General features: G+C 62.6%; 31 protein-coding genes. 20 read left to right on the forward strand and 11 right to left on the reverse strand.

From position 1 onward, the window contains the following. Positions 1-61 precede the first annotated feature (61 nt). Entirely contained in the window at positions 62-214 is a 153-nt protein-coding gene (locus tag AC0L2X_RS15490) for a hypothetical protein (RefSeq protein WP_473599948.1), read from the forward strand. Here AC0L2X_RS15490 and AC0L2X_RS15495 read toward each other — a convergent pair. Continuing rightward, positions 208-828 (reverse strand): DUF1963 domain-containing protein, encoded by a 621-nt coding sequence (locus AC0L2X_RS15495; protein ID WP_473599949.1) that lies wholly within the window; start codon positions 826-828, stop codon positions 208-210. The genes AC0L2X_RS15490 and AC0L2X_RS15495 overlap by 7 nt on opposite strands. Here AC0L2X_RS15495 and blh point away from each other — a divergent pair. The 7 genes from blh to AC0L2X_RS15530 all read left to right on the forward strand — a co-directional run bounded on the left by blh (position 739) and on the right by AC0L2X_RS15530 (position 5864). Next, entirely contained in the window at positions 739-2031 is a 1293-nt protein-coding gene (gene blh, locus AC0L2X_RS15500; protein WP_473599950.1) for a bifunctional sulfur transferase/dioxygenase Blh, read from the forward strand. The genes AC0L2X_RS15495 and blh overlap by 90 nt on opposite strands. A gap of 5 nt (positions 2032-2036) precedes the next feature. Further along, on the forward strand, positions 2037-2369 hold the full coding sequence (bigR, locus tag AC0L2X_RS15505) for a sulfite-sensing transcriptional repressor BigR (RefSeq protein ID WP_473600041.1): 333 nt from the start codon (positions 2037-2039) through the stop codon (positions 2367-2369). Beyond that, complete coding sequence (locus AC0L2X_RS15510; protein WP_473599951.1) at positions 2366-2776, forward strand: YeeE/YedE family protein; 411 nt, start codon at positions 2366-2368, stop codon at positions 2774-2776. The genes bigR and AC0L2X_RS15510 overlap by 4 nt, the downstream gene beginning before the upstream one ends. After that, on the forward strand, positions 2773-3207 hold the full coding sequence (locus tag AC0L2X_RS15515; protein ID WP_473599952.1) for a DUF6691 family protein: 435 nt from the start codon (positions 2773-2775) through the stop codon (positions 3205-3207). The genes AC0L2X_RS15510 and AC0L2X_RS15515 overlap by 4 nt, the downstream gene beginning before the upstream one ends. 8 nt (positions 3208-3215) lie before the next feature. Further along, entirely contained in the window at positions 3216-3974 is a 759-nt protein-coding gene (locus AC0L2X_RS15520) for a sulfite exporter TauE/SafE family protein (RefSeq protein ID WP_473600042.1), read from the forward strand. Between the two features lie 754 nt (positions 3975-4728). Beyond that, a complete protein-coding gene (locus AC0L2X_RS15525) occupies positions 4729-5316 on the forward strand; it encodes a YqaA family protein (RefSeq protein WP_473599953.1) in 588 nt (195 codons plus the stop codon). A 29-nt stretch (positions 5317-5345) separates the two neighbouring features. Then, positions 5346-5864, forward strand: a complete 519-nt coding sequence (locus tag AC0L2X_RS15530) for a disulfide bond formation protein B (RefSeq protein WP_473599954.1) — start codon at positions 5346-5348, stop codon at positions 5862-5864. Positions 5865-5883: 19 nt separating this feature from the next. Here the strand turns inward: AC0L2X_RS15530 and AC0L2X_RS15535 are convergent, their stop codons facing one another. The 3 genes from AC0L2X_RS15535 to AC0L2X_RS15545 form a co-directional block, all read right to left on the reverse strand. Then, positions 5884-6147: a hypothetical protein gene (locus AC0L2X_RS15535; RefSeq protein WP_473599955.1), complete on the reverse strand. Its 264-nt coding sequence runs from the start codon at positions 6145-6147 to the stop codon at positions 5884-5886. A gap of 35 nt (positions 6148-6182) precedes the next feature. Beyond that, the gene (locus AC0L2X_RS15540; RefSeq protein ID WP_023677956.1) at positions 6183-6740 is read right to left on the reverse strand and encodes an HNH endonuclease; all 558 of its coding nucleotides are present in this window, start codon (positions 6738-6740) and stop codon (positions 6183-6185) included. A gap of 129 nt (positions 6741-6869) precedes the next feature. After that, a complete protein-coding gene (locus tag AC0L2X_RS15545; protein ID WP_473599956.1) occupies positions 6870-7511 on the reverse strand; it encodes a DNA-3-methyladenine glycosylase family protein in 642 nt (213 codons plus the stop codon). A 122-nt stretch (positions 7512-7633) separates the two neighbouring features. On the opposite strand from AC0L2X_RS15545, the gene gluQRS reads away from it, so the two are divergent. Both gluQRS and AC0L2X_RS15555 read left to right on the forward strand, forming a co-directional pair. Continuing rightward, entirely contained in the window at positions 7634-8509 is an 876-nt protein-coding gene (gene gluQRS / locus AC0L2X_RS15550; RefSeq protein WP_473599957.1) for a tRNA glutamyl-Q(34) synthetase GluQRS, read from the forward strand. A 149-nt stretch (positions 8510-8658) separates the two neighbouring features. Beyond that, complete coding sequence (locus AC0L2X_RS15555) at positions 8659-9549, forward strand: DMT family transporter (protein ID WP_473555222.1); 891 nt, start codon at positions 8659-8661, stop codon at positions 9547-9549. Here AC0L2X_RS15555 and AC0L2X_RS15560 read toward each other — a convergent pair. Next, positions 9516-10370, reverse strand: coding sequence for a YihY/virulence factor BrkB family protein (locus AC0L2X_RS15560; protein ID WP_031212039.1), 855 nt, complete (start codon positions 10368-10370; stop codon positions 9516-9518). The two genes, AC0L2X_RS15555 and AC0L2X_RS15560, sit on opposite strands and share 34 nt — an antisense overlap. Positions 10371-10427: 57 nt before the next feature. Between AC0L2X_RS15560 and AC0L2X_RS15565 the strand changes: the two genes are divergently transcribed. The 7 genes from AC0L2X_RS15565 (at position 10428) to AC0L2X_RS15595 (ending at position 15985) form a co-directional block, all read left to right on the forward strand. After that, a complete protein-coding gene (locus AC0L2X_RS15565; protein WP_473555220.1) occupies positions 10428-11294 on the forward strand; it encodes an SDR family oxidoreductase in 867 nt (288 codons plus the stop codon). A 24-nt stretch (positions 11295-11318) separates the two neighbouring features. After that, complete coding sequence (locus AC0L2X_RS15570) at positions 11319-11510, forward strand: twin transmembrane helix small protein (RefSeq protein ID WP_023677950.1); 192 nt, start codon at positions 11319-11321, stop codon at positions 11508-11510. A gap of 29 nt (positions 11511-11539) precedes the next feature. Further along, the gene (locus tag AC0L2X_RS15575) at positions 11540-12121 is read left to right on the forward strand and encodes a cob(I)yrinic acid a,c-diamide adenosyltransferase (RefSeq protein WP_473555217.1); all 582 of its coding nucleotides are present in this window, start codon (positions 11540-11542) and stop codon (positions 12119-12121) included. A 25-nt stretch (positions 12122-12146) separates the two neighbouring features. Beyond that, positions 12147-12950, forward strand: coding sequence for a rhomboid family intramembrane serine protease (locus tag AC0L2X_RS15580; RefSeq protein WP_473555215.1), 804 nt, complete (start codon positions 12147-12149; stop codon positions 12948-12950). A 207-nt stretch (positions 12951-13157) separates the two neighbouring features. Next, on the forward strand, positions 13158-13907 hold the full coding sequence (locus AC0L2X_RS15585; RefSeq protein ID WP_473599958.1) for an electron transfer flavoprotein subunit beta/FixA family protein: 750 nt from the start codon (positions 13158-13160) through the stop codon (positions 13905-13907). Between the two features lie 156 nt (positions 13908-14063). After that, positions 14064-14993 carry an electron transfer flavoprotein subunit alpha/FixB family protein gene (locus tag AC0L2X_RS15590; RefSeq protein WP_473599959.1) on the forward strand — a complete coding sequence of 310 codons (930 nt, stop codon included), beginning with the start codon at positions 14064-14066 and terminating at the stop codon, positions 14991-14993. 113 nt (positions 14994-15106) lie between these two features. Beyond that, on the forward strand, positions 15107-15985 hold the full coding sequence (locus tag AC0L2X_RS15595; protein ID WP_473599960.1) for a 3-hydroxybutyryl-CoA dehydrogenase: 879 nt from the start codon (positions 15107-15109) through the stop codon (positions 15983-15985). A gap of 9 nt (positions 15986-15994) precedes the next feature. On the opposite strand, the gene AC0L2X_RS15600 is transcribed toward AC0L2X_RS15595, so the two are convergent. Beyond that, positions 15995-16633, reverse strand: a complete 639-nt coding sequence (locus AC0L2X_RS15600; RefSeq protein ID WP_473599961.1) for an NrsF family protein — start codon at positions 16631-16633, stop codon at positions 15995-15997. A 1-nt stretch (position 16634) separates the two neighbouring features. Next, positions 16635-17177: a sigma-70 family RNA polymerase sigma factor gene (locus tag AC0L2X_RS15605; RefSeq protein WP_352567368.1), complete on the reverse strand. Its 543-nt coding sequence runs from the start codon at positions 17175-17177 to the stop codon at positions 16635-16637. 202 nt (positions 17178-17379) lie between these two features. Here AC0L2X_RS15605 and AC0L2X_RS15610 point away from each other — a divergent pair, with 202 nt between their 5' ends. The 3 genes from AC0L2X_RS15610 to AC0L2X_RS15620 all read left to right on the forward strand — a co-directional run bounded on the left by AC0L2X_RS15610 (position 17380) and on the right by AC0L2X_RS15620 (position 21216). Further along, a complete protein-coding gene (locus AC0L2X_RS15610) occupies positions 17380-18387 on the forward strand; it encodes an iron ABC transporter substrate-binding protein (RefSeq protein WP_473599962.1) in 1008 nt (335 codons plus the stop codon). 166 nt (positions 18388-18553) lie between these two features. Then, positions 18554-20137, forward strand: a complete 1584-nt coding sequence (locus AC0L2X_RS15615) for an ABC transporter permease (protein WP_473599963.1) — start codon at positions 18554-18556, stop codon at positions 20135-20137. Then, entirely contained in the window at positions 20134-21216 is a 1083-nt protein-coding gene (locus AC0L2X_RS15620) for an ABC transporter ATP-binding protein (protein ID WP_473599964.1), read from the forward strand. Before AC0L2X_RS15615 ends, AC0L2X_RS15620 begins: the two co-directional genes overlap by 4 nt. 48 nt (positions 21217-21264) lie before the next feature. Here the strand turns inward: AC0L2X_RS15620 and ugpC are convergent, their stop codons facing one another. The 4 genes from ugpC to ugpB all read right to left on the reverse strand — a co-directional run bounded on the left by ugpC (position 21265) and on the right by ugpB (position 25577). Next, the gene (ugpC, locus tag AC0L2X_RS15625; RefSeq protein ID WP_473599965.1) at positions 21265-22332 is read right to left on the reverse strand and encodes a sn-glycerol-3-phosphate ABC transporter ATP-binding protein UgpC; all 1068 of its coding nucleotides are present in this window, start codon (positions 22330-22332) and stop codon (positions 21265-21267) included. Positions 22333-22339: 7 nt separating this feature from the next. After that, the gene (gene ugpE / locus AC0L2X_RS15630) at positions 22340-23188 is read right to left on the reverse strand and encodes a sn-glycerol-3-phosphate ABC transporter permease UgpE (RefSeq protein ID WP_473599966.1); all 849 of its coding nucleotides are present in this window, start codon (positions 23186-23188) and stop codon (positions 22340-22342) included. Positions 23189-23196: 8 nt separating this feature from the next. After that, positions 23197-24081, reverse strand: a complete 885-nt coding sequence (gene ugpA, locus AC0L2X_RS15635; protein ID WP_473600043.1) for a sn-glycerol-3-phosphate ABC transporter permease UgpA — start codon at positions 24079-24081, stop codon at positions 23197-23199. Positions 24082-24266: 185 nt separating this feature from the next. Further along, the gene (gene ugpB, locus AC0L2X_RS15640) at positions 24267-25577 is read right to left on the reverse strand and encodes a sn-glycerol-3-phosphate ABC transporter substrate-binding protein UgpB (RefSeq protein ID WP_473599967.1); all 1311 of its coding nucleotides are present in this window, start codon (positions 25575-25577) and stop codon (positions 24267-24269) included. Between the last annotated feature and the right edge of the window lie 245 nt (positions 25578-25822).

Here is a 25822-nt window from a genome sequence, read left to right on the forward strand (position 1 = left end):
TCAAGTGAACTCCCAAACGCCGTAAAGGCCGAAAGTCTGCTTGCGGGATATACATGCGACCTTGTTCGCCATAACCGAAACGACCGTAATTGGCGCAACCACGACCTCCACCGTGGCCGCTGGCGATGTCGGCTTTCAGGCGCTGGCAAAGGCGACTTCGCCGGCCGACATTGGGCGCATTGCCGACGGTCTTGGGCCGAACATCAGTCAGTAGGCTTCGATTGTCAGAATTGCGTTCTGGAATCGCTTGGCCGCAAGATCCTCAGGCGTAATCCAATATTGAAGCGGCCCCATCTCTCCGACGGTCCAGTTGAGCGCCATATCCGGCCCAAGTTGGAGCAATAGCAGGTAGCGGTCCTTCATCTCGTCGGCTGCTGCCTGGACGACTTCACCCTTGCCAAGCATCTGATGGTTACGGGATACGTGGCGGTGAGACAGGGCGGCTACGATGTCAGGGCCGATGAGCGCTGCACCGTCCGGGGCTGTCAGACCGCCCTCGGCGCCTTGGATCGCCGCGATCGAAAACCCAAGCGGACTCTCTGCAGCCATTTGTTTTTCGGCCGATAGCGGGCCTTCGGCGAAATTGGAGCTGTTGACTCTCCCAGACATTCGAAACGTGTGACCGCGGCTATTGGGTTCAATGATACGACCCTCGACGCAGGCCGTACGGAAGTCCTTGCCAGAGCCATCATTATACATTATGTGTAAATGTATATTGATATGAGGAAGGATGCCCGCATGCGCTCCATTGCCATCACTGACACGTTCTCGGTTGCAAGTCAGCCGAACGTTGCCGATTTCAAGCATTTGGCCGGCGAAGGCTTTCATGCGCTCATCAATGCACGACCCGACGGGAAGGAGGCTGGCCAGCCTGGAAACGTTGCCGAGCAGCGAGCAGCGCGCTATGCCGGCCTTCGCTATAGCTTCGTTCCAGTCACCGGCGCGACGATCACGCGGGCCGATATTGACGCGTTCCGATCCGCTCTGGCTGCTTCGGCAGGGCCAGTCATTGCGCATTGCAAAAGCGGCGCACGGGCACTGACGCTCTACGTGCTGGGGGAAGTGCTCGATGGGCGGATGGAGGTCGACGATGTCGTATCCTTCGGAAAGAGCCACGGCTTCGACCTTTTCGGCGCGGTCAAATGGCTGGAAAAAACTGCCCGCGAGCGTCCGCGCGTAAAAGGCTTCTTCGACCCGCGCACCTATTCAATCCAGTATGTGGTTGCTGATCCGGCGACGAAGAGATGCGCCATCATCGATCCGGTGCTCGACTTCGATGAGAAGTCCGGCGCGACTGGAACCAGGAGCGCCGACGCCATCCTCGCCTATGTCGACGACGAGGGACTGTCGGTCGAATGGATCCTCGACACCCATCCGCACGCCGACCACTTCTCCGCGGCGCACTACCTCAAGGAGAAGACCGGCGCGCCAACCGCCATTGGTGCGCGTGTCGCCGATATCCAAAAGCTTTGGCACGGCATCTACAACCGGCCTTCCGCACAGGACGGTTCACAGTGGGATCGGCTGTTCGCGGATGGCGATCGGTTCAAGGTCGGTTCCATCGACGCCCATGTGATGTTGTCGGCAGGACACACCCTTGCCTCTGTGACTTACGTTATCGGCGACGCCGCCTTCGTTCACGACACCCTCTTCATGCCAGACAGCGGCACAGCGCGGGCCGACTTCCCTGGCGGCGATGCCCAGATTCTGTGGCGATCCATTCAGAATATCCTCGCGCTGCCGGACGAGACGCGCCTTTTCACGGGCCACGACTACCAGCCGGAAGGCCGGACGCCACGCTGGGAGAGCACGGTCGGTGAACAGAAGCGCGCCAACCCGCATGTCGCCGGGATGGACGAGGCTGCCTTCGTCAAACTGCGCGAGGCGCGCGATCGCTTGCTGCCCATGCCCAAGCTGATCCTCCACGCACTGCAGGTAAATCTGCGCGGCGGCCGCCTTCCAGAACCGGAAGACAACGGCCGGCGCTATCTCAAATTTCCGCTCGACGCGCTCCAGGGAGCGGCATCGTGACTGCGATGGACGATTTGAAAACGAAAGGCATGAGCCTTGCCGCCATGGAGGTCCGCGCCGGCGAAGTCGCGGGATTGCTAAAGACGCTCGCCCATCCGGTCCGGCTGCTGCTCGCCTGCACGCTTGCCGAGGGCGAATACTCGGTCGGCGCGCTCGAGGAAAAGCTCGATATCCACCAGCCGACGCTCTCTCAGCAACTCACCGTTTTGCGCGAGGCTGGGATTGTCGAGACGCGACGCGAAGGCAAGCAGATTTTCTACCGCCTTACGGCGGACAAGGCGGCGCAGCTCATCGAGGCTCTCTATGGTATCTTCTGCGAACCCCGGGGCACGTCGTGAGCGGTTACTGGGCGTCGCTGATCGGTGGCATGATCATCGGCCTCTCTGCGGTCTTGCTGCTTGTCCTGAATGGGCGCGTCGCCGGCATAAGTGGCATTGTCGGACGTCTGGCGCAGGGAGCTAACATCCTGACGAACGGCGCCTTCGTCGTAGGCCTCGCCCTCGGACCGGTGTTGTTCCTCGCACTATTCGGGCATATGCCGGCGGTCACCGTCACCGGGTCGTGGCCACTGATCGTCGTCGCGGGCTTGCTGGTGGGTTTCGGCACGCGCATGGGTTCGGGCTGCACCTCGGGCCACGGCGTCCTCGGTCTTGCCCGGTTGTCGCGGCGCTCTTTCGCCGCCGTCGTCACGTTCCTCGCGGCCGGCGTGCTCGCCGTCGCTCTACTGAAGTGCGCCGCACCATGACCGTTCGTAACTCGCAAATCATCGTTTCCGTCAGCGCCGGTCTGGTCTTTGGCTTCGGCCTGTCGCTGTCGGGCATGCTCGACCCGAAACGCGTGCAAGGCTTTCTCGACGTCTTTGGCGCGTGGGACTCGAGCCTGGCCTTCGTGCTTGGCGGCGCCGTCGCGGTGGCCTTCGTCGGAGTCCGCGTGGGGCGGCGCATGCCGCGGCCGATACTCGACCCGACGTTCCATTTCCCGGTGTCGACAAGCATCGATGCGCGGCTGATCGTCGGCTCGGCGCTTTTCGGCCTGGGCTGGGGGCTCGGCGGCCTGTGCCCCGGCCCCGCTGTCGCCTTGCTGTCGCTTGGCCTCTGGCAAACCTGGCTCTTCGCGCTGGCAATGGTCGCCGGCATGATATTTCACGACCGGTTCTTCAAGCCGGTGCGGCCGTGACCGGCGCCATGGTGAGCGCCGTCGGCTCGGGCGGTATCGTTGGCTTGATGCTCGGCCTACTGGGTGGTGGCGGCTCGATTCTTGCCGCACCGCTCCTGCTCTATGTCGTTGGCGTTTCCAGCCCTCACATCGCAATCGGCACCAGCGCACTTGCCGTTTCGGCCAACGCGATTGCCAACTTCGCCGGGCATGCGCTGAAAGGGCACATCTGGTGGCGCTGCGCGATCGTCTTTGCCGCTGTCGGTGCGGTGGGCGCACTCGCCGGCTCCAGCTTCGGGAAGGCTATGGACGGTCAGCACCTGCTCGTCCTGTTCGCCCTGCTGATGATCGTGATCGGCGTCCTGATGCTCAAATCACGCAAGACCGTAGCCGCAACGGCTCGGCCCGTGGATCGACGTATGTGCCTGCTGACGGCGTTCGCTGCGATCCTCGCGGGTGGTGCGTCCGGATTTTTCGGCATTGGCGGCGGGTTCCTGATCGTGCCCGCCCTATTGGCCGCCACGGGGATGCCGATGATCAACGCGGTCGGCTCCTCTCTGCTCGCGGTCTCCGCCTTCGGCCTCGCAACTGCCATCAACTACGCCGCCTCCGGGCTGATCGACTGGCTGCTCGCGGCCGAGTTCATTGGCGGCGGTATCCTTGGGGGCATGATCGGCATGACTGTCGCCACTCGGCTTTCCGCCGGCAGGGACACGCTCAACCGCATCTTCGCCATCGTTATTTTCATTGTCGCAGGCTACGTGCTGTGGCGGAGCGAAGGCCGCTAGACGCTGCCTCCATAACGAGAAATCACCCCGCGCCGTGTGCAGCCGGTTTCAAGGTTCCAGGCTGGATCGACTTGCTTTGTGGTGCGGCTCCATGTCGGCTGTTGGCGCAAGCGCGTCGATCCGAGGCTCTCGGGAAGGTCGGCTTCCAGACGGTGATCAAGTCGCCCCGAACGGCCGACTTCGGCGCGTGGCAGACGTCCCTCAAATCATGGCGTAGAAGCGCCGCAAACCGGCGGGGGTCAATATCGCGTCGTGCCTCAGCTTTGTGATGAACGCCATTTATACGCCATTGGCGCCGCGGGCAGTTGCGGACGCGGCTCCTATTCTGCACCTGGACGGCTTTGTGAGGCTTTGAGGAATAAAGGTCCGATTCATTAACGCTTTGATTTTCTTATTGGTTTTTGGTTTTGCGACACTCCGTCGCATGGTAGACAAACCACTTTTTGAGTCGAGCGCGTCTACCAATTCCGCCATAGGGGCTCAGGCCGTGCGGCCTGGATGGGCGCGGACTATACGGTTGGAGGCCTGTTCGTCAACTGGCCAATTCCCGAGATCCGGTCTCGCCCAAGCGCAGCCTTTCGATTTCGTGAAGCAGCTGCCATTGTGCAGCGCGGAAAATCTTTCTAGACAGGCGGCGCATGTCATTGAAGCGCACTTTGTCCGACGAGGTTGATGCGGGGCGCTTCCAAGTCTTGTTTGTGCCATGTCGTGATCCCAAGACCGCTACTGGTTTGGGCGTGCATTAGGAGTGCCGATGCTTCGCGGACTTTACGACTGGACCTTGTCGCTGGCGGCGAGCAAATCCGCCGAATGGTGGCTGGCCTTCATCGCCTTCGTCGAGAGCTCAGTGTTCCTGGTGCCGGCCGACGTGCTCTATCTGCCGATGGCGCTGTCGCGGCCGGATCGCGCCTATCGTTACGCGCTGGTCGCGACCGTCGCCTCGGTGCTGGGCGGCATCGCCGGCTGGTTCATCGGCCATTATGCCTATGATGCGGTGGCGCGGCCGATCCTCGAATTTTATGGCAAATATAACGAGTTCGAGGCGATGCGCGTCTCGTCGGGTGTCGGCTTCATCATCCTGATGCTGGTCACCTCCGGCCTCGCCCATCTGCCGCCGATCAAGGTGGTGACGATCCTGTCCGGCGTCATCGGCGTTCCTTTGCTGCTTTTCATCGTGCTGGCAATTGTTGCCCGCGGAGCCCGCTTCCTGTTTCTCGCGTGGCTGTTACGCCGCTATGGCGAGCCGATCCGCCACTTCATCGAAAAGCGCCTTGGCCAGATTGCCGGCGCCGCCGCCGCTGCCCTGATTTTGCTCTATATCGTCGTCAAATACGCCGTCTGAACGGCATCGAACCGAATGGACTGAGTCCGATGACAGCGACCGTGAATCCCGATACCGGACGCCAGCGGCTGCGCACCGCCCTGTTTCTCGCTGTCGCCATGGCCGCCACGGTCGGCTCGGCGCTGGCTTTCCAGTATCTCGGCGGCTACATCCCCTGCAAGCTCTGCCTCGAGCAGCGCACGCCTTACTACGTCGGCGTGCCCTTGATGCTGCTGGCGGTGCTTGCGTCGGCCCTCAAGGCGCCAGCCTGGATAAGCCGTGGCCTGCTGGCCATTGGCGGCCTGCTGATGCTCTACGGCGTCTATCTCGGCGTTTATCACTCCGGCGTCGAATGGGCGTGGTGGCCGGGCCCGACCGATTGCACCGCAGCCGCCGGGCCGGTGGACACCGGCGGCAAGGGCGTGCTCGACGCGCTCGACAAATTCGTCCCGCCCTCCTGCGACAAGGCGGCGCTCCGCATCCTCGGCCTATCCTTGGCCGGCTGGAACGCCATCGCCAGCTTTGTCCTGGCAGTCGTAGCCTTCCGCAGCGCCTTCGCCCGCGATTGAGCAAACAGATTAGGGCTGCTCAGACCTGCTCGACGCTAAGGATGTGCATCGCTCCGTGCTCACCGAGATACGCGGCCAGACAGTCCCAGAATTCGTCGAGCAGGGCCTTTCCGTGGGCGTCAAAGTTATTTCGTGCGATTAGCAAAAGTTTCCCATCGGCATAGGTGCAGCTAGGCCGCTCGTGCCAAGTCCGATAAGTGCGAAACTCTTGCTCTATCTCGATGGCAGCTTGCGCACCTGACCGCGGCGCGACGTCGAGGCACTCGATCGTGATCTTGTACATGCGTCGGCCAAACAGCCCCGATGTTGAAGCCGGCCCTACGGCTCCAGTTCGACATCCCAGTAGAGATAATCCATCCAGCTTTCGTGCAGATGGTTGGGCGGGAACAGCCGGCCGTTATTATGCAAATCATGCACCGTCGGCTGGTAGGGCTTCTGCAGCGGCCACATCTTGGCGTGGGCCGGCATCATGCCGCCCTTCCTCAGATTGCAGGGCGAGCAGGCAGCGACGACATTCTCCCAGGTCGTGGCGCCGCCGCGATGGCGAGGAATGACATGGTCGAACGTCAGATCGTCCGGCGTGCCGCAATATTGGCACTGGAAACGGTCACGCAGGAAGACGTTGAAACGGGTAAACGCCGGATGCCTCGACGGCTTCACGTAAGCCTTCAGGCTGACGACGCTCGGCAGCTTCATCGAAAAGGTCGGTGAAGAGACGGCGTGTTCGTATTCGGCGACGATGTTCACCCTCTCGAGGAACACCGCCTTGATGGCATCCTGCCAGGACCAGAGCGACAGGGGGTAATAGCTGAGCGGACGGTAATCCGCATTCAGCACCAGCGCTGGAAGCCCATCCGGAGATACGGCAACCGTCACGTCGTTGACCTCCTTCACCCTAGAACCGGTCGACGCGGATACTGTAAGCCCGACATGACAGGGATGTGAAGCGGATTGTCGATCATGCCGGGTCTCAAAAACGCATGATTTCAATGCTTTTTTGCGGATTCAGGCCGGAGGCGCGGCATCCCTGCCCTTCAATTCGCGATAATAAGCCCAGAAAAGCCGCGATGCGACACCGCGCCACGGGCTCCATGATTCGGCAAGCCGGATCAGCATTTTCTCCGGCGGACGCGGGTCGATGCCGAGTGCATGGCCGACCGCGCTCTGCAAAGCAACGTCGCGCGCCGGAAAGATATCCGGGTGTCCGGCGGCAAACAAAAGGTAGACTTCAGCCGTCCACGAGCCGATGCCCGGCACCTTGGTCATGGCCGCGATCGCCTCGCTTGCATCGAGCCGGCAGAGGTGATCGAGGTCGAGCCCGTCGGCCACCGCCCGGGCGACGGCAATCAGACCGCTCTGCTTGGGCCGCGACAGCCCGGCCTCGCGAAAGATCGCCTCGTCGGCGGCAAGGATCGCCTGCGGCGTCAGCGGATCGAGCAGTTTCGTCAGCCGGCCGAAGATGGCATTGGCGCTCGCGCGGGACACTTGTTGCGAAACAACGATCGAGGCAAGGCTCCTGAATCCCGGCTCCGACAACCTGAGCGGCACTTCGCCGGCCATGCCGCGCACTTGTTCCAGGCGTGGGTCGAGTAAGCATAGCCTATCCAGCCCTTGCGCAATGTCGTCAAGACTGGCGATGCGTTGCATGTCTGCTTGTTCCAAAATCAAAAGTGCCGCACGCTTCGTCACGTGTCCCTCTGGACGCACGACGCCACCGGCGCAAAGTAGCAATTGGCGAAAGCGCCGCACAACCCGATTGCCGCCGGACAATGACACTGCTGACATTCCGCTTCGCGCCGAGCCCGAACGGCGAACTGCATCTCGGCCATGCCTATTCGGCCCTGCTCAATCAGAAATTGGCAAAGGCGGCGGGTGGACGCCTGCTGCTGCGCATCGAGGATATCGACACGACGCGCTGCACGCCGGAATTCGAGGCGGGCATTTTTCGCGACCTGAAATGGCTGGGGCTTGGCTGGGAAGAACCGGTGCGCCGCCAGTCCGAGCACTTTGCCGAATATCGGGCTATGCTCGAGCGGTTGATCAAGGAAGGGCTTGTCTACCCGGCCTTCATGAGCAGAAGTGAGATCCGCGCCTTCATCGCCGACAGCGAAAAGCGCGGTCGCGACTGGCCGCGCGACCCGGACGGCGTGCCGCTCTATCCCGCCGCCGACAAGGCGTTGACGGCGAGCGAACGCAAGCGGCGCATCGCCGAAAATGTACCATTTGCCTGGCGGCTGGACGTTGATGCTGCAATGGCGCGCGCCGGCAAGGACCTGTCATGGGCCGAATACACGGACGAGACGCTCTCCGCGACGCGTCGTGTCGAAGCCCGTCCGCAGGATTGGGGCGACGTGATCGTGGCGCGCCGCGAAATCCCGACCAGCTATCATCTCGCCGTCATCATGGACGACGCGCTGCAGGGGGTCAGCCATGTCGTGCGCGGCCAGGACCTTTATTCCGCGACCAGCGTGCAGCGGCTGCTTCAGCAACTGCTTGGCCTGCCGCAGCCGGCCTATTTTCACCATCGCCTGATCCTCGGCCCGGACGGACGAAAGCTGTCGAAGAGTTTTGGTGATACCGGCCTTGCCGCCCAGCGTAAGGCGGGCGCATCGCCGGCCGATGTCAAACGGCTGGTCGGTCTCTAGACTGGACCGGTGAGCTGACGGCCATCAACGGCGCTCCTTCAATTCCAATAATTCTATGGATCAACCGTTTGGTTTTGCCTGCCGCTCCGAACCGCATTAAGCAGTCGCGACAGTCGATCCCTCATCCGAATTCACCGCGGCCTCCGGAAATGCACAGCCTCAAGCGGTTCGTCCCCGCCACTTTTGTCGTCCTGTGGGCGACCGGCTTCATCGGCGCGCGCTATGCCATGCCGTGGGCGGAGCCTTTTACTTTCCTGGCCGCGCGCTTTGTCCTGGCTGCAATCCTGCTTGTCGCTTTGATGGCCGCACTTGGTTCGAGCCGCGCTACCCGCGACGAGGCGCTGCACGCGACCGGTGCCGGCATCCTGATGCATGGCATCTATCTCGGCGGCGTGTTCTGGGCAATCCACAGGGGCATGCCCGCCGGGCTTTCAGCCTTGATCGTCGGCCTGCAGCCGCTGATCACGGCAGTGCTCGCCGGCCGGCTTCTGGGCGAGGCCATCCTGCCGCGCCACTGGACCGGTCTCGGCCTCGGGTTGATCGGCGTGGTGATCGTGCTCTGGCCGAAGCTCGGCGCGCTCGGCGGCGGCGTGACGGCCGAAACACTGGGCGCCTCGCTGGTCTCCGTACTCGGCATGAGCGCCGGTACGATCTGGCAGAAGCGTTTCGCCTCCGGCGGAGATCTGGTGGCTGCCACGTTCTGGCAATATGTCGGCGGCGCATCGGTGATGGCCTTGGCCTCGCTCGCCTTCGAGACCCGAACGGTGATCGTCAACGGCGAACTGATCTTCGCCATGGCCTGGCTCGTGCTGGTGCTGTCGATCGGCGCCATCTTCCTGTTGATGGTGATGATCCGCGACGGCGAGATGTCGAAGGTCGCCTCGCTGTTTTACCTCGTGCCGGCCGTCACCGCGGTCATCGCCTGGGCATTGTTCGGTGAGCAATTGAGCCCGCTCCAGATCGCCGGCATGGCGATCGCGACGCTCGGCGTCGGGCTGGCGACGGCTCAGCCGCCGACTCTCGCACGTGCCTCTAAATAGCGGCTGATCGCGGCGTTGAGCTCGCCACCGAGGATGAAGATCGCCGAGACGATATACAGGAATACGACCGCGATCATGATCGAGGCGAGGCCGGCATAGGTCGTCACATAGGACGAGAAATGATCGAGATAGGCGGCGAAGATGGTCGACCCGATGAGCCAGCCTACCAGCGTGAAGATGATGCCCGGCACGATCGAAACCAAGCGGCGCTTGCCGGCCGGCAGCCAGAAATGCACGGCGAACAGACCGCCGATGATGACGACCGAGGCGATGACGTAACGCCACAGCGTGATCGTGCCCATATAGGGTTTTATCCATTCGAAATGCGACTCGGCCAGCCGTGCCAGCAATGGCGCGAAGACCAGCAGCACGCTGATCGCCAAAAACCCGGCCGTCGCGATCAGCACGAAGATGATGCTCTGCACCCGCCGGTAGATGATGCCGCGCGTTTCCGAGACACGATAGGCCCGGTTGAGCGAGGTGCGCAGCGCCTCGATGCCGTTCGAGGCGAAGTATCCGGCAAGCACGATACCGTAGGTCAACAGGTCGCTGCGCCGGACGGTAAGCACGTTGAGCACTTCGCGCGCGATCGGTTTGGCGATCTGCTCGGGCCATGTGTCGAACACAAGGTGCACGGCGGTGTCGGCGAAAGCCTGCGCGCCGAAAAAACTCGCCAGCGTCGTGGCAAAGATCAGGAAAGGAAAAAGCGCCATCAGCGCGGTGATTGCCAGATGGCTGGCCATTGCCCAGCCGTCGTCGGTGTTGAAATGGCCGAGCGCGTCGTAGAGGACGCGTTTGAGGGCTACGATCTTCCGCAACAAGAACCGCGTTCCCTTCGATTGTCCCGACGCCGCGAATATGGGAAGGGTTTGCGGTAAATGACAACCCTAGGTCAAACCACCATTCCTTCCGGAGAAGAGTTGCGCACCATCATTGTCACAGGTGCCTCTTCCGGTATAGGCGCCTATTGCGCCCATGCTCTTAAGAAGGAAGGCTGGCGGGTGTTCGCAACGGCCCGAAAGCCCGAGGATATCGCCGCGCTCGAGGCCGACGGCATCGAGGCCTTTTATCTGGACTACACCGAGCCCGGATCGATCGAGGCGGTGCTGGCGTCGGTGCTGGAACGGACCGGCGGTCGGCTCGATGCGCTCTTCAACAACGGCGCCTATGGACAGCCCGGCGCCGTCGAGGACCTGCCGGTCGAGGCGTTGCGGCAGCAGTTCGAGGCCAATGTCTTTGGCTGGCATGATCTAACTCGCCGCGTCGTACCGGTGATGCGCCGCCAGGGCCATGGCCGTCTCGTTCATTGCTCATCGATCCTCGGCCTTGCGCCGGTGCCTTTCCGCGGCGCCTACTCGGCATCGAAGCACGCTATCGAAGGGCTGATGCTGTCGCTCTATCAAGAACTCCTCGGCAGCGGCATCAATGTTTCGCTGATCGAGCCGGGGCCGGTGAAATCGAAGATCGCCAGCAACAGCCTCGCATGGTTCCTGGCGAATATCGATCACGAGAATTCGGTTCATCGCGTCGCCTATGCGGCGCAACTCAAACGGCTGCGGGCCGGCGGCAGCACGTCGCGGCTGAAGCCCGGGCCGGAGGTGGTTTATGCCGCCTTGCGCCATGCGCTTCTGTCGCGGCGCCCGCGCCCGCATTATGTGGTAACGGTGCCGGCCAGGATCGGCGCGATCCTTAAACGCATCCTGCCGTCATCGGTACTCTATCGTCTGCTCGCCAAACGCGCCTGAACGCAATCCAACCTGGAACACACCATGGCAACCGTCTTCAACATCCTCGCCGTTCTCGTCATGGTCGCCGTGGTGATCGTGCTGATCCGCGGCCTCATCAACATGATGCGCGGCGGCTCCAGCATGACCTCCAACAAGCTGATGCAGACGCGCGTGCTCTTGCAGTTCGTGGCCTTGGTGCTGATCATGCTGGCGGTGTATTTCACCCGTAAGTGACGCAGCAGCCACCAGCCGGGAGGTAACCCGTGGTCAAGCTCAACAAGATCTACACCCGCACTGGCGACGATGGCACCACCGGCCTCGGCTCTGGTGAGCGGCGGCTGAAATCCGACCTTCGCATCGACGCCTACGGCACCGTCGACGAGGCCAATGCCTGCATCGGCATGGCCCGCGTCCATACAGCGGCAGTAAATCCGGCGATCGATGCGATGCTTGGCCGCATCCAGAACGATCTTTTCGACCTCGGCGCCGATCTGGCAGTCCCCGACAATGGCAAGCCGCTCGACTACGAGCCGCTGCGCATCATCGCCTCGCAGACCGACCGCGTCGAACAGGACATCGACCTCCTCAACAAGGACCTTGAGCCGCTCAAATCTTTCGTGCTCAACGGCGGTACGCCGGCAGCGGCTGCCCTTCACCTCGCCCGCACGGTGGCCCGCCGCGCCGAGCGCATCATGGTGGCACTGTCGCAAGCTCCAGACGAGCACGTCAACCGCGAGGCGATAAGATACATCAACCGTGTCTCGGACTTTCTGTTCGTCGCCGCACGCGCGGTCAATGACAATGGAAATGCCGACGTGCTATGGGTTCCCGGCAAGAACCGCTGAATCCGCCGGAAGCGGGAGAGGCCCGATGTTCATCCCGCTTTACGACACCAACCGGCTGCGGCACATCAAGCTGCAATATGTGACGATCAGCCTGATCGCGCTAAACGTGTTGATCTACTTTGTCACAACGCTTGGCGGGGAGGACTTCGCCAACGCCGCGGTACTGGGCCTCGGCTTCATCCCGTCTGTTGTGCATGACAGCGTCGAGCTCGCTCCGCAATTTGTCGTCATTCCGGAGAGCCTGAGCTATCTGACCTATTCCTTCCTGCACGCGGATATCTTCCACCTCGGCGGCAACATGCTGTTCCTGTGGGTGTTCGGCGACAATGTCGAGGATGCACTCGGCCATGTCCGCTATCTCGTCTTCTACCTGCTTTGCGCCATCGCCGGCGCTTTCTTCCAGGGTCTGGTGGCCTGGGATTCGCAAGTGCCGCTGATCGGCGCGTCGGGCGCCATCGCCGGTGTGGTCGCCGCCTATCTGATCCTTTATCCGCGGGTGAAGGTATGGGTGCTGGTCTTCGCCCGCATCCCGTTGCGCATCCCGGCCTTCATCCCGCTCATCCTGTGGATCCTGTTCCAAATCTTCATGTTCGCGCAGGGTGGCGAGGACCAGGTTTCCTGGGCCTGCCATATCGGCGGCATCATCGCCGGAGCCGTGCTGGTGCTTATCTTGCGCAGCCGCGGCGTACCGTTGCTCGCCGCTGCGGATGAAGAGGCTGTGGTGGTCGCCGGCCAGGTGCCTGCTGCCGCAGAGCCGGCGCCAAGCGAACCACAACCTGCGCAGCCGGCGCCGCGCTGGGGCCGGGGAAGCGTTTCCGGTCCGGACTGAACCGATTTGAGTGCTTCGCCGAGGATCCGAGTGCGCCCGGATATTGACGCGCGGGGTCGCCGCAACTACGGAAGCGCCACCCTAGTGGCGTGGCGAAGACCAGAATTCCGTCCGGAATGTCGGCTTTCGACAACTCTGAAGAGGTGCACGCTGCTATAGCGCGCCCGACGAGCGTGAAGAGACTATCGTGAAAGAGGTGACAGGCAAATGAAGATCCTTGTGCCCGTGAAGCGGGTTGTGGATGCGAACGTCAAGGTCCGGGTGAAGGCGGACGGTTCGGCGGTGGAACTCGCCAACGTCAAGATGGCGATGAACCCGTTCGACGAGATCGCGGTGGAAGAGGCGATCCGGCTGAAGGAAGCTGGCAAGGCCGAAGAGATCATCGTCGTGTCGATCGGGCCGCAGCAGGCACAGGAGACCTTGCGCACGGCGCTCGCCATGGGTGCCGACCGCGCCATCCTGGTCAAGACCGACGAGCAGACTGAGCCTCTCGGCGTCGCCAAGGTGCTGAAGGGCGTCGTCGAGGCGGAACAGCCCGGCCTGGTCATTCTCGGCAAGCAGGCGATCGACGACGATTCCAACCAGACCGGCCAGATGCTGGCCGCACTTCTCGGCTGGGCGCAGGGCACCTTCGCCTCCAAGATCGTGCTCGAAGGTGACAAGGCCACGGTGACGCGCGAGGTCGATGGCGGCCTGCAGACGCTGGAACTGAAGATGCCGGCGATCGTCACGGCCGATTTGCGACTGAACCAGCCACGCTACGCGTCGCTGCCCAACATCATGAAGGCCAAGAAGAAGCCGCTCGACGAGAAGAGCCCTGCCGACTACGCCGCCGACGTCAAGCCGCGGCTTAAAGTAATCAAGACCGAGGAGCCGGGCGGCCGCAAGGCGGGCGTCAAGGTCAAGAGTGTCGCCGAACTGGTAGACAAGCTAAAAAACGAAGCCGGCGTTCTGTAAGGAAATCCGATGAGGCCGGCCTGCAAACGGCCGGTTTCTCCGCTTCCGGTGCTCACGTACTGAAGTACGCTCCGCTCCGGTTCTCGAAACCAACCGTTTTCGACTCGGCCTGACCGGATTTCAGGCGCCTCGAAGACGAAAGTCAGGAAACCATCAATGGCTATTCTTCTGATTGCCGAACACGACAACGCTGCGCTTTCCGACCAGACCGCCAAGGCGCTTTCGGCGGCGCTGCAGATCGGTTCGGACGTGCATGTGCTGGTTGCCGGCAAAGGTGCCAAGCCGGCAGCGGACGCCGCCGCCAAGCTCAAGGGCGTCACCAAGGTGCTGCTCGCCGAAGCCGACGAACTGACCGAGCGTCTCGCCGAACCGCTGGCGGCACTCGTCGTTTCGCTTGCTGAGCCATACGAGACGATCATCGCGCCGGCGACCTCGTCGGGCAAGAACATCGCGCCCCGCGTTGCGGCGCTGCTCGATGTCGCCCAGATATCGGAAATCATCGAAGTCGTGTCGCCCGACACCTTCAAGCGGCCGATCTATGCCGGCAACGCCATCCAGACGGTGCAGTCGAGTGACGCCAAGAAGGTGATCACGGTGCGCACTGCTTCCTTCCAGGCAGCACCCGAGGGCGGTTCCGCACCGGTCGAGACGGTCCAGGCGGCGGCCAATCCCGGCCTGTCGAGCTTTGTCGAGAACAAGCTCTCCGAGACCGACCGTCCAGAGCTGACCTCGGCTAGGATCATCATCTCGGGCGGGCGTGCGCTGGGCTCCTCCGAGAAGTTCCAGGAGGTCATCCTGCCGGTCGCCGACAAGCTCGGTGCGGCGGTTGGCGCATCTCGCGCCGCCGTCGATGCCGGCTATGCGCCGAACGACTGGCAGGTCGGCCAGACCGGCAAGGTGGTAGCGCCCGACCTTTATATTGCCGTCGGCATCTCCGGTGCCATCCAGCACCTTGCCGGCATGAAGGATTCGAAGGTGATCGTTGCCATCAACAAGGATGAGGAAGCGCCGATCTTCCAGGTCGCCGACTACGGTCTCGTCGGCGATCTCTTCGTCATTCTGCCGGAACTGCAAAAGGCGCTTTGACGCCTTCTGCCAAAGCGTATTAAATTCTGAGGGGTGGGGTAGACGAAGTCGCCCCGCCCTTTTAGTTTGCACTGCACAAAAAACGGGCCGCAAAGGCCTCGACGGGATCGGTAATGAGCAAGATCGAGACGATCGGCATCATCGGCGCGGGCCAGATGGGTGGCGGCATCGCCCACGTGTCGGCGCTGGCGGGCTATAAGGTGCTGGTTTACGATGTTTCGCCCGACCGCATCGAAAAGGGCATCGCTACCGTCAGCGGCAACATGGCCCGTCAGGTCGGCTCCGGCAAACTCGAGGAAAAGCTGCGCAATGAGGCGATGGCGCGCATTTCGGCGGCACCGGCCATGGCCGACCTTGCTGGCGCCGATCTGGTGATCGAAGCAGCGACAGAGGACGAGACGGTCAAGCGCAAGATCTATGCCCAGCTCTGCCCGCAGCTCAACCCCGAGGCTATCCTGGCGACGAACACGTCATCGATCTCGATCACGCGGCTGGCTTCGCAGACCGACCGCCCTGAACGCTTCATCGGCATACATTTCATGAATCCGGTTCCGGTGATGAAATTGGTCGAACTGGTGCGCGGCATCGCCACCGAGGACCAGACCTTCGAGGCGGCAAAAACCTATGTGAAGCAGCTCGACAAGACGATCACCGTCTCGGAGGATTTCCCGGCCTTTATCGTCAACCGCATCCTGCTGCCGATGATCAACGAGGCGATCTACACGCTCTATGAAGGTGTCGGCTCGGTCGATGCCATTGATACCGCTATGAAGCTCGGCGCCAACCATCCGATGGGGCCGCTACAGCTTGCCGATTTCATCGGGCTCGATACCTGCCTGTCGATCATGCAGGTGCTGCATGACGGGCTGTCGGATTCGAAATACCGCCCCTGCCCGCTGCTGGTCAAATATGTCGAGGCCGGTTGGCTCGGCCGCAAGACCGGGCGCGGCTTCTACGACTATCGCGGCGAGCATCCCGTTCCGACGCGCTGATCGCCGTCACTACCAGCGCACGAAAAGTCGTCCGCCGAGCGCCCCGAGCACGGCAAGGCCGGCGATCGCGATCGTATACCAGGTGCCGACAAAAAGCGGCGAATCGTCGAAGCAATGCGCCGCATAGAAGGTCGCCGCGAGCCCGCCGGCAAGCAGGCCTGCCGCCGCACCGGCAAGCACCGGCCTTGTCGGCGCGCCTTGGCGCAGCACCGCGAGAAAGACGGCAAGCGGGCCGATGCCGATCAACGGAATGAAGGTCAGGCAGATGACCATGTTCGTCCCGACCAGGCGCGTGCCCCAGTCGGACGCAGGCACGGCGAAGAGTTCGAGAATCACGGCCACAATCACCAGCAGCGGCGCGGCGACCATCCAGCTCGCCACCCGGCCGGTCGATGCACCGGGCATCGACAGCGCACGCACCAGGGCAAAGGCGCTGGCGGCAAGAGCGATCGTGAAGACGAATTTGGACAGGAACCGCATCGTGTGCATGGCGATCGCAATGTCGGGGCGCGGGCCGATCGTCAGCCAGAAAACCGCGGCCGCGATCACGATGGCCGCGCCGGCGGCAAGCCACCAGGCGGCGCCCAGCGGCAGCGCCTCGCTGCGGGCATCGGCGTCGAGCGCCTTGATGAGATCTTCGGTCCTCATGTTATTCCCGCCCCGCCCTGAACCGTTTGGCAATGGCGGCAAGCCCGCGGTGCAGTGACACCCGCACAGCCGTCTCGCTGATGCCGAATTTGGCTGCGGTCTCACCGATTGACCGGCCTTCGACCGATACGGCAGCGACGACGGAACGTTGTGCCGGCGAGAGGCTGTCGAGCGCCCGGTTGACGTCGCGCTCGCTCACCGTCTCTGATTCCGGCTCGGCAAAGGTCTCGGCGATTTCGTCGATCTCGACCTCGATCCGCCGGCCGCGCCGCCGGAACGCATCGATCAGCTTGAAACGGGCTATTGCATAGACCCAAGGCAGCACCGGCGCATCACGGCGCCAGGTGTGTCGTTTCACATGAATGGCCAGCAAGGTTTCCTGCACGACATCCTCGGGATCCACCCCGCCCTGCACGATCTTACGCCGGGCAAAGCCACGAACGAGCGCGGCGATCCGGTGCAGAAAGTCGGCATAGGCCCTTTCGTCTCCGGCGATCGCGGCCCGCAGCAGCCGTGAAAGCTCGGCCTCGTCCTTGCCGCTCACAAGAGTTCACTCCCCGATATTCGCGTCTCGGCGCTGATTTGTTACGGGGCCGGCGAAATAATGTCCAAGGCAAATTAGCTGAGCATCACGAAAGTTTGCTCCTTTTGAGCAATTGAGTGGGCCAGCAATGTTGACTGCGTTAGTCATGTATTGATAGGTGCAGCGTGCCAAGCCAAAGACCATCGAAATCGAGGACGACGCCATGAAGTATGCTCTTTCCGCCCTTGCCGGTGCGACAGCACTTGCAATCAGCCTGATCGCCGGCCCGGCAATAGCAGAGGACGAGGGCATCGTCGTCTACAACGCCCAGCACGAAAACCTGACCAAGGCCTGGGCGGAGGGATTCACCAAGGAAACCGGCATCAAGGTTACCGTCCGCAATGGCGGCGACAGCGATTTCTCCAATCAGATCGTTGCGGAAGGCGCCGCTTCGCCCGCCGATGTATTCCTGACTGAGAATTCGCCGGCCATGGCATTAGTCGAGGCGGCCGGCCTGTTCGCACCGGTCGACACCGAGACGCTGGCCCAGGTTCCGCAGGAGTACCAGCCGGCGAGCGGCAAATGGGTCGGCGTCGCCGCGCGCAGCACCGTCTTTGCCTACAACAAGACCAAGCTGACCGCCGACCAGCTGCCCAAATCGCTGCTCGATCTCGCCGATCCGAGCTGGAAGGGCCGTTGGGCCGCTTCGCCCTCCGGCGCCGATTTCCAGGCGATCGTCAGCGCGCTTCTGCAGCTCAAGGGTGAGGCAGCGACGGCCGAATGGCTGAAGGCGATGAAGGAGAATTTTACCGCCTATAAGGGCAACAGCACAGTGATGAAAGCGGTCAATGCCGGCGAGGTCGAAGGCGGCGTGATCTATCACTATTATTACTACGGTGATCAGGCCAAGACCGGCGAGAACAGCAAGAACATCGAGTTGCACTATTTCAAGCACCAGGACCCCGGCGCTTTCGTCTCAGTTTCCGGCGGTGGCGTGCTCGCCTCGAGCAAGCACCCGAAGGAAGCGCAGGCTTTCCTGAAATGGGTCACCGGCAAGGGCGGCCAGGACGTGCTGAAAACAGGCGATTCGTTCGAATACGCCGTCGGCAAGGGCGCCGAGTCCAATCCGAAGCTGGTGCCGCTGGCCGATTTGCAGGCGCCGAAAGTCGACGCGACGGCACTGAACTCGAAAAAGGTGACTGACCTGATGACGGCGGCCGGCTTGCTTTAGCCGGCGTTCGTCCTAAAAGGGCAACCGACTGCGCTCCTGTGGGAATTCGCTTTCCGCGGGAGCGCTCTGCTTTCAAGATGGCATCTGTCCATGACCGCAAGCTGCTCGCCGCATTGGCCGACGATCGTTTCCGCCTCCGGGCGGAAACGGCACAACGTCTGATCTGATGCAGTCGGCGATCGATCTCGCACCTTCAGGCTTGCCGGCCGATACCACGGCCGTGCGGGCACGTCGTTGGTCGGTCTCATGGATTTCGCTGGCCGCCGTCTTTGTCTCGCTGTTCGCGCTGCTGCCGCTTGCCTTCATCGTCTGGGTGGCCGTGCAGACCGGCTGGGAAACGGTGGCGGCGCTCGTGTTCAGGCCGCGCGTCGGCGAGCTTCTGGTCAACACCAGCCTGCTGGTGGTGCTGGCGGTGCCGATCTCGATCGTGCTGTCGGTGGCGCTGGCCTGGCTGACCGAGCGCAGCGATCTGCCGGGTGCCCGCTTATGGGCCTGGCTGTCGGTGGCGCCGCTCGCCATTCCCGCCTTCGTCCACAGTTACGCCTGGATCACCATGGTGCCCAGACTGCACGGCCTGTGGGCCGGCGTGCTTGTGTCGGTCATCGCCTATTTCCCGTTCCTCTATCTGCCGGTGGCGGCGGCATTGCGCCGGCTCGATCCCGCTCTCGAGGATGCAGCGGCAGCGCTTGGGCTCGGCCCGTGGCGTGTGTTCAGGCGTGTCGTGCTGCCGCAGCTCCGGCTCGCCATTTGCGGCGGCTCCCTGCTGGTCGGCCTGCATCTCCTGGCCGAATACGGGCTCTATGTCTTCATCCGCTTCGACACCTTCACCACCGCGATCGTCGACCAGTTTCAGTCGACCTTCAACGGTCCCGCCGCCAACATGCTGGCCGGCGTGCTGGTGACCTGCTGCTTTGTGCTACTCGGGCTGGAGGTGCTGGTGCGCGGCGAGGAGCGCTATGCCCGCGTCGGTTCGGGTGCTGCGCGCCAGCAGCAGCGCACGGGTCTTGGGCGCGCCACCATTCCTTGCCTGCTGCTGCCCGCCGCTACCACGCTGCTGGCGCTCGGCGTGCCGTTCGTCACTATCGGCCGTTGGCTTGTGGCCGGCGGCGCCGATGTCTGGCGGCTCGACGAGATCGGCCTGGCGCTCGGCCAGACCCTGTTCCTGGCGATTGCCGGCGCGCTGCTCGCCACCGTCGCGGCAATGCCGATGGCGTGGATCTCGATCCGCGCACCGGGGCGGCTGCAACGCGTCCTGGAGGGCTGCAACTATATCGTCGGCGCTTTGCCCGGCGTCGTCATCGCCCTGGCGCTGGTCACCACCGCCGTGCGCATCGCCATGCCGCTCTACCAGACCTTGTTCACCATCCTGGTCGCCTATGCGCTGATGTTCCTGCCGCGCGCGCTGATTAGCCTCAGGGCGTCGATCGCACAGGCGCCGGTCGAGCTCGAGCGCGCCGCCTCCAGCCTCGGCCGGTCGCCGCTCAAGGCGCTGTGGTCGACGACCATCCGCCTGTCGGCGCCGGGCGCCGCAGCCGGCATGGCGTTGGTCGCGCTGGGCATCATGAACGAATTGACCGCAACCCAGATGCTGGCGCCCAACGGCACCCGCACGCTGGCGATGGCGTTCTGGTCCTATAGCGGCGAGATCGACTATGCGTCTGCGGCGCCTTATGCCCTGATCATGGTGGCGACGTCGCTGCCTTTGACCTGGCTGCTCTACGTCCAGTCGAAGCGGATGGCCGGTCGATGAGCTTTCTCGAGCTGAGCGGCATTCACAAGCACTACGGCCCCGTCGCAGCACTTGCCGGCGTCGACCTCAGCGTGGCCAGCGGCAGCCGTACGGCGATCGTCGGGCCGTCCGGTTGCGGCAAGACCACGTTGCTGCGGCTGATCGCCGGCTTCGAGGCGCCGGACCAGGGCCGTATCGTGCTCGATGGCGAGGTGCTGGCCGATGGCGACACGGCCGTGCCGGCGCATCGCCGCGGCATCGGGCTGGTAGCGCAGGACGGCGCTCTATTCCCGCATCTGAGCATCGCCGCCAATATCGGCTTCGGCATGGGGCGTCACGAGGAAAAGCGCAGTGAGCGCATCGCCGAGCTCGCCTATGTCGTCGGGCTGGACAAAGGGATCCTGAAGCGCCGCCCGCACGAACTCTCCGGCGGCCAGCAGCAGCGCGTCGCGCTCGCCCGCGCCATGGCGATGAAGCCGCGGCTGATGCTGCTCGACGAGCCATTCTCGGCGCTCGACACCGGCCTGCGCGCCTCGATGCGCAAGGCCGTGGCCGAGCTCCTCGAAACAGCCGGCATCACCACCATTCTGGTCACCCACGACCAGGCCGAGGCGCTGTCATTCGCCAGCCAGGTCGCGGTAATGCGCGACGGCAACTTCTCGCAGGTCGGCACGCCGCGCGAGCTCTATTTTAAACCGAAGGACAGGATGGTTGCCGAATTCCTCGGCGACGCCATCGTCCTGCCGGCAAGGATCGCCGATGGCTTCGCCATCTCGCCGCTCGGCCGCATCGCCGTCGACAGCTCGGAGCGGCGCGACGTCGCCCGCATCATGCTGCGGCCGGAGCAGGTGTTGCTGAAACGCACATCGCGTGAAGGCATGTCCGGCACGCCGGACATGCTGTTCGGCGAAGTGACGGAATCGGAGTTCGCCGGCTCGATGTGCAGCATCGCGGTGCGTCTGTTGAACAGCCCCGATCCGCCCGACGCCGCCGCCATCGGCAACACGCCGTTGATCCTGCGCAAGCCGGGCATGGACGCGCCGGCGATCGGCGAGATCGTGCGGCTGACCGTGTCGGGCAAGGCGCATGTGTTTGCCTGAACGATTTTGGGCACGCATAGCACCACTCGGCAGGATGAAAGACCAGTCTCAATCGACCCGTTTGCCGGCCTGATCGAACCAATGCAGCTTTTCGGACCTGGCCACGACGCGCAATTGGTCGCCTGGCTTGGCGCTGGCGCGGCCTGAGACGCGCACCACGATGCGGCTGCCGGCTGCCACGCAATGGAGAAAGCTTTCGGCACCGACCGGTTCGACCGCTTCCACTGTCGCCGGCAGGGCGAGCGCGCCGGCCGGCGCCTCTGCCGCGAAGGTGATATCGGCGTCCTCCGGACGAAAGCCGAGTGTCACCGCCTTGCCCTGTCGAGGCGCCAAGCCAATCACAGTACCGTCCGCCAATACCAAGCTTGGGAAGGCCCCTGTGAGCGCCAGCAGATTCATCGGCGGTGCGCCTATGAACGAAGCGACGAAGGTCGAGGCCGGCTTCTCGTACACATCAAGCGGCGCGCCGGTCTGCTCGACCAGTCCGGCGTTCATGACGACGAGGATGTCGGCCAGCGTCATCGCCTCAAGCTGGTCGTGCGTGACATAAACCGAGGTTACGCCAAGCGAGCGCTGCAGATTCTTGATCTCAATGCGCATCTGCCCGCGCAATTTCGCATCGAGGTTGGACAGTGGTTCGTCGAACAGGAAGACCTTCGGGTTGCGCACGATGGCGCGACCCATGGCGACGCGCTGGCGCTGACCGCCGGAAAGCTCGCGCGGGCGCCGGTCGAGCAGCGCGGAAAGCTCCAGCACCTTGGCAGTCGAGCGTACCCTGCTGTCGATCTCGTCCTTCGGCGTGCCGCGGTTGCGCAGGCCATAGGCCATGTTGTCATAGACCTTCATATGCGGGTAGAGCGCATAGTTCTGGAACACCATGGCGATGTCGCGCTCGGTCGGGCCAATGGCGTTGACCACCTTGCCGTCGATGGCGACTGTACCGGCAGAAATCGTCTCCAGCCCGGCGATCATCCTCAGCAGCGTGGACTTGCCGCAGCCGGAGGGGCCGACCAGCACGCAAAGCTCCTTGTCGGGAATGGCGATGGAAACGCCCTTCACGGCCTCGACGCCGCTGGGATAGATCTTCTTGACATCCTTCAGATCCACGGTCGCCATCGGCTTCTCACTTTTCGGATTCGACCAGACCGCGCACGAACCAGCGTTGCATCAGCACGACAACCAGGATCGGCGGTACGATGGCAAGCATCGCGGTAACCATGACCAGGTGCCATTGGGTGTCGGCATCGGCGAAGGAAACCATCTTTCTCAGCGCGATGACGATGGTGTTCATGTCGTTGCTGTTGGTGACGAGAAGCGGCCAAAGGTACTGCGTCCAGCCATAGATGAAGAGGATCACGAACAGCGCCGCGATGTTAGTCCGCGACAGCGGCAGGAGGATATCAAAGAAGAAGCGCCATGGCCCGGCACCGTCGACACGCGCCGCCTCGACCAACTCGCCCGGTATGGTCATGAAGAACTGGCGAAACAGCAGCGTTGCGGTGGCCGAGGCGATCAGCGGGATGATCAGGCCGGCATAGGTGTCGATCATGCCGAGGTCGACCATCACCTTGTAGGTCGGCAGGATGCGCACCTCGACTGGAAGCATCAAGGTGATGAAGATCAGCCAGAAGAAGGTCATGCGCAGCGGAAAGCGGAAGAACACGATCGCGTAGGCCGACAGGATCGAGATGAAGATCTTTCCGACCGCGACGCCGAGCGCCATGATCGTGGTGTTGAGGAGCAGCCTGCCGACGCTGACCCCGCCGATACGACCAATGCCGCCGAACAACGCCTCGCTGTAATTGTTCAATAGCTGGCCGCCGGGCAACAGCGGCAGCGGCGGCCTGAGGATCGTTTGCAGCGTGTGCGTCGAGGCCACGAAGGTGTAGTAGATCGGAAAAGCCACGATCAATATGCCGAGGATGAGCACGGCATGGGCGATGAAGGTGCGGAGCGAGGACTGGCCGATCATCGCTGCCCTCAGCCGTAATGGACTTTGCGTTCCACATAGCGGAACTGGATAGCTGTGAGCGCGATGACGATGGCCATCAGGATGACCGACTGCGCCGCCGAGTCGCCCAGGATCAGATTGACGAAGCCGTCATTGTAGACCTTGTAGACCAGCGTCTCGGTCGTCTTGCCCGGCCCGCCGCCGGTGACGGCATGAACGATGCCGAACGTATCGAACAGGGCATAAACGGTGTTGACGACCAGCAGGAAAAAGGTTGTCGGCGCAAGCAGCGGGAAGACGATGGTCCAGAAGCGCTTGGTCTCGCCCGCGCCGTCCATGGCCGCCGCCTCGATCAGCGTTTTCGGCACCGCCTGCAGGCCGGCGACGAAGAACAGGAAGTTGTAGCTGATCTGCTTCCAGGCAGCAGCCGACACCAGCAGGATCATGGCGTGGGTGCCGTTGAGCAGCGGGTCCCATGCGATGCCGAGGCTTCTCAGCAAATAGGCCAACGAGCCGATCGAGGGATTGAACAGGAAAAGCCAAAGCATGCCGGCAATCGCCGGCGCCACGGCGTAAGGCCATATCAACAGTGTGCGGTAGAGACCTTTGCCGCGCACGGCCTTCTCGGCCATGACAGCGAGCAGCAGAGCCACAACCATGGCAACGATCGCGGTCGCAAGCGAGAACACCACCGTGACCTTGATCGAGTTGAGGTAGGCCGGATCGGCCAGCACCTTCCGGAAATTGGCAAACCAGACGAACCTGCTCTTCAGCCCGAACGGGTCTTGCCTGAGCATCGACTGGTAAAGCGCCTGACCGGCCGGCCAGTAGAAGAAAACCAGGGTGATGGCGAGTTGTGGTGCCACCAGCAGGTAGGGCAGGATCTTGTTGGGAAAGGCGATGCGTGCAGACAGGCTGATTTCCCTCGCTATCCAGGCATCGCCCACGCGCGCGCGCGTGGGCGATATTCCAACCGACTAATGCATGTCGCCCAAAAGTGCGCAGCGGTTTTGGGATAACGACATGCATAAGAACAAGAGCTTAAAGCGCGTCGCATGTGGCCATTCAAACGCGACGCGCTTTAACCGGGATGATCTCGTTAGTTGTCCAGGGCTTCCTTGATCGCGGCGTTGCCGCGCGCGACCGCATTGTCGAGCGCCTGCTGAGCGGTTTGCTGGCCGGCCAGCATCTTCTCCAGCTCCTCGTTCTGGATATCGCGCACCTGCGGCAGATTCGGCAGGCGCACGCCCTTCGAATTGTCGGTCGGCGACTTTCCGATCATCTGCAGGATAGGTGTCTCGCGGCCGGGGTTCTTGTCATAGAAGCCTGATTTCTTGGTCGCCTCGTATGCGGCGAGCGTCACAGGCAGGTATCCCGACTTCTGGTGCAGATATTCCTGCACGTCGGTCTTGGACAGATAGGCAAAGAAGGCGGCAACGCCCTTGTATTCCTCGTCCGACTTGTTGCCGAACACCCAGAGGCTGGCACCGCCCGGCGTCGTGTTCTGCGGGGCACCCTTGGCGTCGCTGTCGTAGGGAAGCTGGCCGATGCCATAGTTCATGCCGGACTTGACGATATCGCCGAGGCCGCCCGAAGATTCGGTGAAGATGCCGCAATCGCCGGCGAGGAATATCTGCTTGGCTTCGGAGGTGCGTCCGCCATATTTGAATGTGCCGTCCTTGGCCAGGTCAGCGAGCGCCTGGAAGTGGTTGACGAAAATCGGCGCATTGATCTTGAGTTCGACGTCACCGCCGGCCAGGCCATTCTGTTGGCTGGCCCAAGGCACGTCATTCCACGCCGCGAAATTCTCCAGGTGGATCCAGGTCAGCCAGGTCGAGGTATAGCCGCAAGAGGCGGCGCCGCTCGTCTTGATCTTCTTGGCAGCCTCCCAAACCTCGTTCCAGGTCTTGGGCGGATTGTTCACGTCGAGGCCTGCCTTCTGGAAGATGTCCTTGTTGTAGTAAAGGATCGGCGAGGAGGAGTTGTAGGGGAACGACAGCATGGTGCCGTCCGGCTTCGAATAATAGCCGACGATGCCGGGCAGATACTGGCTCTTGTCGAAGGTCATCCCAGCACCGGTCATCACATCGGCCACCGGCTTGATCGCACCCTCGGCCGCCATCATCACGCCGGTGCCGACATCAAACACCTGGAGGATATCGGGCGCTTGGCCGGCGCGGAAGGCAGCGATGCCCGCATTCAGCGTCTCCGGATAGGTGCCCTTGAACACCGGAACGAGCTCATAGTCGCTCTGGCTGGCATTGAAATCCTTGGAGATCTTGTCGACGACCTCGGCGTTGGCGCCGGTCATTGCGTGCCACCAGCTGATCTGCGTGACGGCGAAGGCGGAGGTGGTGGAAAGCAGGGTCAAGGTGGCGGCGATACCGGCCGCGAAGCCGAGGAACTTCATGTTTCATCTCCCGTTTGTCATTGGCGAAAGGGGCACTTCCGCAAAGCCAATATGTGGCGCTGATGACAATCGGACAACGGTTTTGTTGCGGATCAATGAACATCATTTCCTACTAAACTGCAGTCCCCGAAACGCGGCGTCAGAAACTACATCACCGCCTTTTCGGCGCAGCAGCGTCGGTTTTCCCCCGAAAAGACCCGCCTCATGGCCCGCGGGTTAACCATTCGTTAAAATCTCCAAGAGCT

The organism is Mesorhizobium sp. WSM4828 (assembly GCF_055811175.1).

What these genes read in the sequence shown, in the direction of transcription:
- blh (WP_473599950.1), top strand. Translation starts at nt 739, where the DNA reads ATGCGCTCCATTGCCATCACTGACACGTTCTCGGTTGCAAGTCAGCCG.
- AC0L2X_RS15495 (WP_473599949.1), bottom strand. Translation starts at nt 828, where the DNA reads ATGAAAGCCTTCGCCGGCCAAATGCTTGAAATCGGCAACGTTCGGCTG.
- bigR (WP_473600041.1), top strand. Translation starts at nt 2,037, where the DNA reads ATGGACGATTTGAAAACGAAAGGCATGAGCCTTGCCGCCATGGAGGTC.
- AC0L2X_RS15515 (WP_473599952.1), top strand. Translation starts at nt 2,773, where the DNA reads ATGACCGTTCGTAACTCGCAAATCATCGTTTCCGTCAGCGCCGGTCTG.
- AC0L2X_RS15520 (WP_473600042.1), top strand. Translation starts at nt 3,216, where the DNA reads ATGGTGAGCGCCGTCGGCTCGGGCGGTATCGTTGGCTTGATGCTCGGC.
- AC0L2X_RS15525 (WP_473599953.1), top strand. Translation starts at nt 4,729, where the DNA reads ATGCTTCGCGGACTTTACGACTGGACCTTGTCGCTGGCGGCGAGCAAA.
- AC0L2X_RS15530 (WP_473599954.1), top strand. Translation starts at nt 5,346, where the DNA reads ATGACAGCGACCGTGAATCCCGATACCGGACGCCAGCGGCTGCGCACC.
- AC0L2X_RS15535 (WP_473599955.1), bottom strand. Translation starts at nt 6,147, where the DNA reads ATGTACAAGATCACGATCGAGTGCCTCGACGTCGCGCCGCGGTCAGGT.
- AC0L2X_RS15545 (WP_473599956.1), bottom strand. Translation starts at nt 7,511, where the DNA reads ATGCAACGCATCGCCAGTCTTGACGACATTGCGCAAGGGCTGGATAGG.
- gluQRS (WP_473599957.1), top strand. Translation starts at nt 7,634, where the DNA reads ATGACACTGCTGACATTCCGCTTCGCGCCGAGCCCGAACGGCGAACTG.
- AC0L2X_RS15555 (WP_473555222.1), top strand. Translation starts at nt 8,659, where the DNA reads ATGCACAGCCTCAAGCGGTTCGTCCCCGCCACTTTTGTCGTCCTGTGG.
- AC0L2X_RS15565 (WP_473555220.1), top strand. Translation starts at nt 10,428, where the DNA reads ATGACAACCCTAGGTCAAACCACCATTCCTTCCGGAGAAGAGTTGCGC.
- AC0L2X_RS15570 (WP_023677950.1), top strand. Translation starts at nt 11,319, where the DNA reads ATGGCAACCGTCTTCAACATCCTCGCCGTTCTCGTCATGGTCGCCGTG.
- AC0L2X_RS15580 (WP_473555215.1), top strand. Translation starts at nt 12,147, where the DNA reads ATGTTCATCCCGCTTTACGACACCAACCGGCTGCGGCACATCAAGCTG.
- AC0L2X_RS15585 (WP_473599958.1), top strand. Translation starts at nt 13,158, where the DNA reads ATGAAGATCCTTGTGCCCGTGAAGCGGGTTGTGGATGCGAACGTCAAG.
- AC0L2X_RS15590 (WP_473599959.1), top strand. Translation starts at nt 14,064, where the DNA reads ATGGCTATTCTTCTGATTGCCGAACACGACAACGCTGCGCTTTCCGAC.
- AC0L2X_RS15595 (WP_473599960.1), top strand. Translation starts at nt 15,107, where the DNA reads ATGAGCAAGATCGAGACGATCGGCATCATCGGCGCGGGCCAGATGGGT.
- AC0L2X_RS15600 (WP_473599961.1), bottom strand. Translation starts at nt 16,633, where the DNA reads ATGAGGACCGAAGATCTCATCAAGGCGCTCGACGCCGATGCCCGCAGC.
- AC0L2X_RS15610 (WP_473599962.1), top strand. Translation starts at nt 17,380, where the DNA reads ATGAAGTATGCTCTTTCCGCCCTTGCCGGTGCGACAGCACTTGCAATC.
- AC0L2X_RS15615 (WP_473599963.1), top strand. Translation starts at nt 18,554, where the DNA reads ATGCAGTCGGCGATCGATCTCGCACCTTCAGGCTTGCCGGCCGATACC.
- AC0L2X_RS15620 (WP_473599964.1), top strand. Translation starts at nt 20,134, where the DNA reads ATGAGCTTTCTCGAGCTGAGCGGCATTCACAAGCACTACGGCCCCGTC.
- ugpC (WP_473599965.1), bottom strand. Translation starts at nt 22,332, where the DNA reads ATGGCGACCGTGGATCTGAAGGATGTCAAGAAGATCTATCCCAGCGGC.
- ugpE (WP_473599966.1), bottom strand. Translation starts at nt 23,188, where the DNA reads ATGATCGGCCAGTCCTCGCTCCGCACCTTCATCGCCCATGCCGTGCTC.
- ugpB (WP_473599967.1), bottom strand. Translation starts at nt 25,577, where the DNA reads ATGAAGTTCCTCGGCTTCGCGGCCGGTATCGCCGCCACCTTGACCCTG.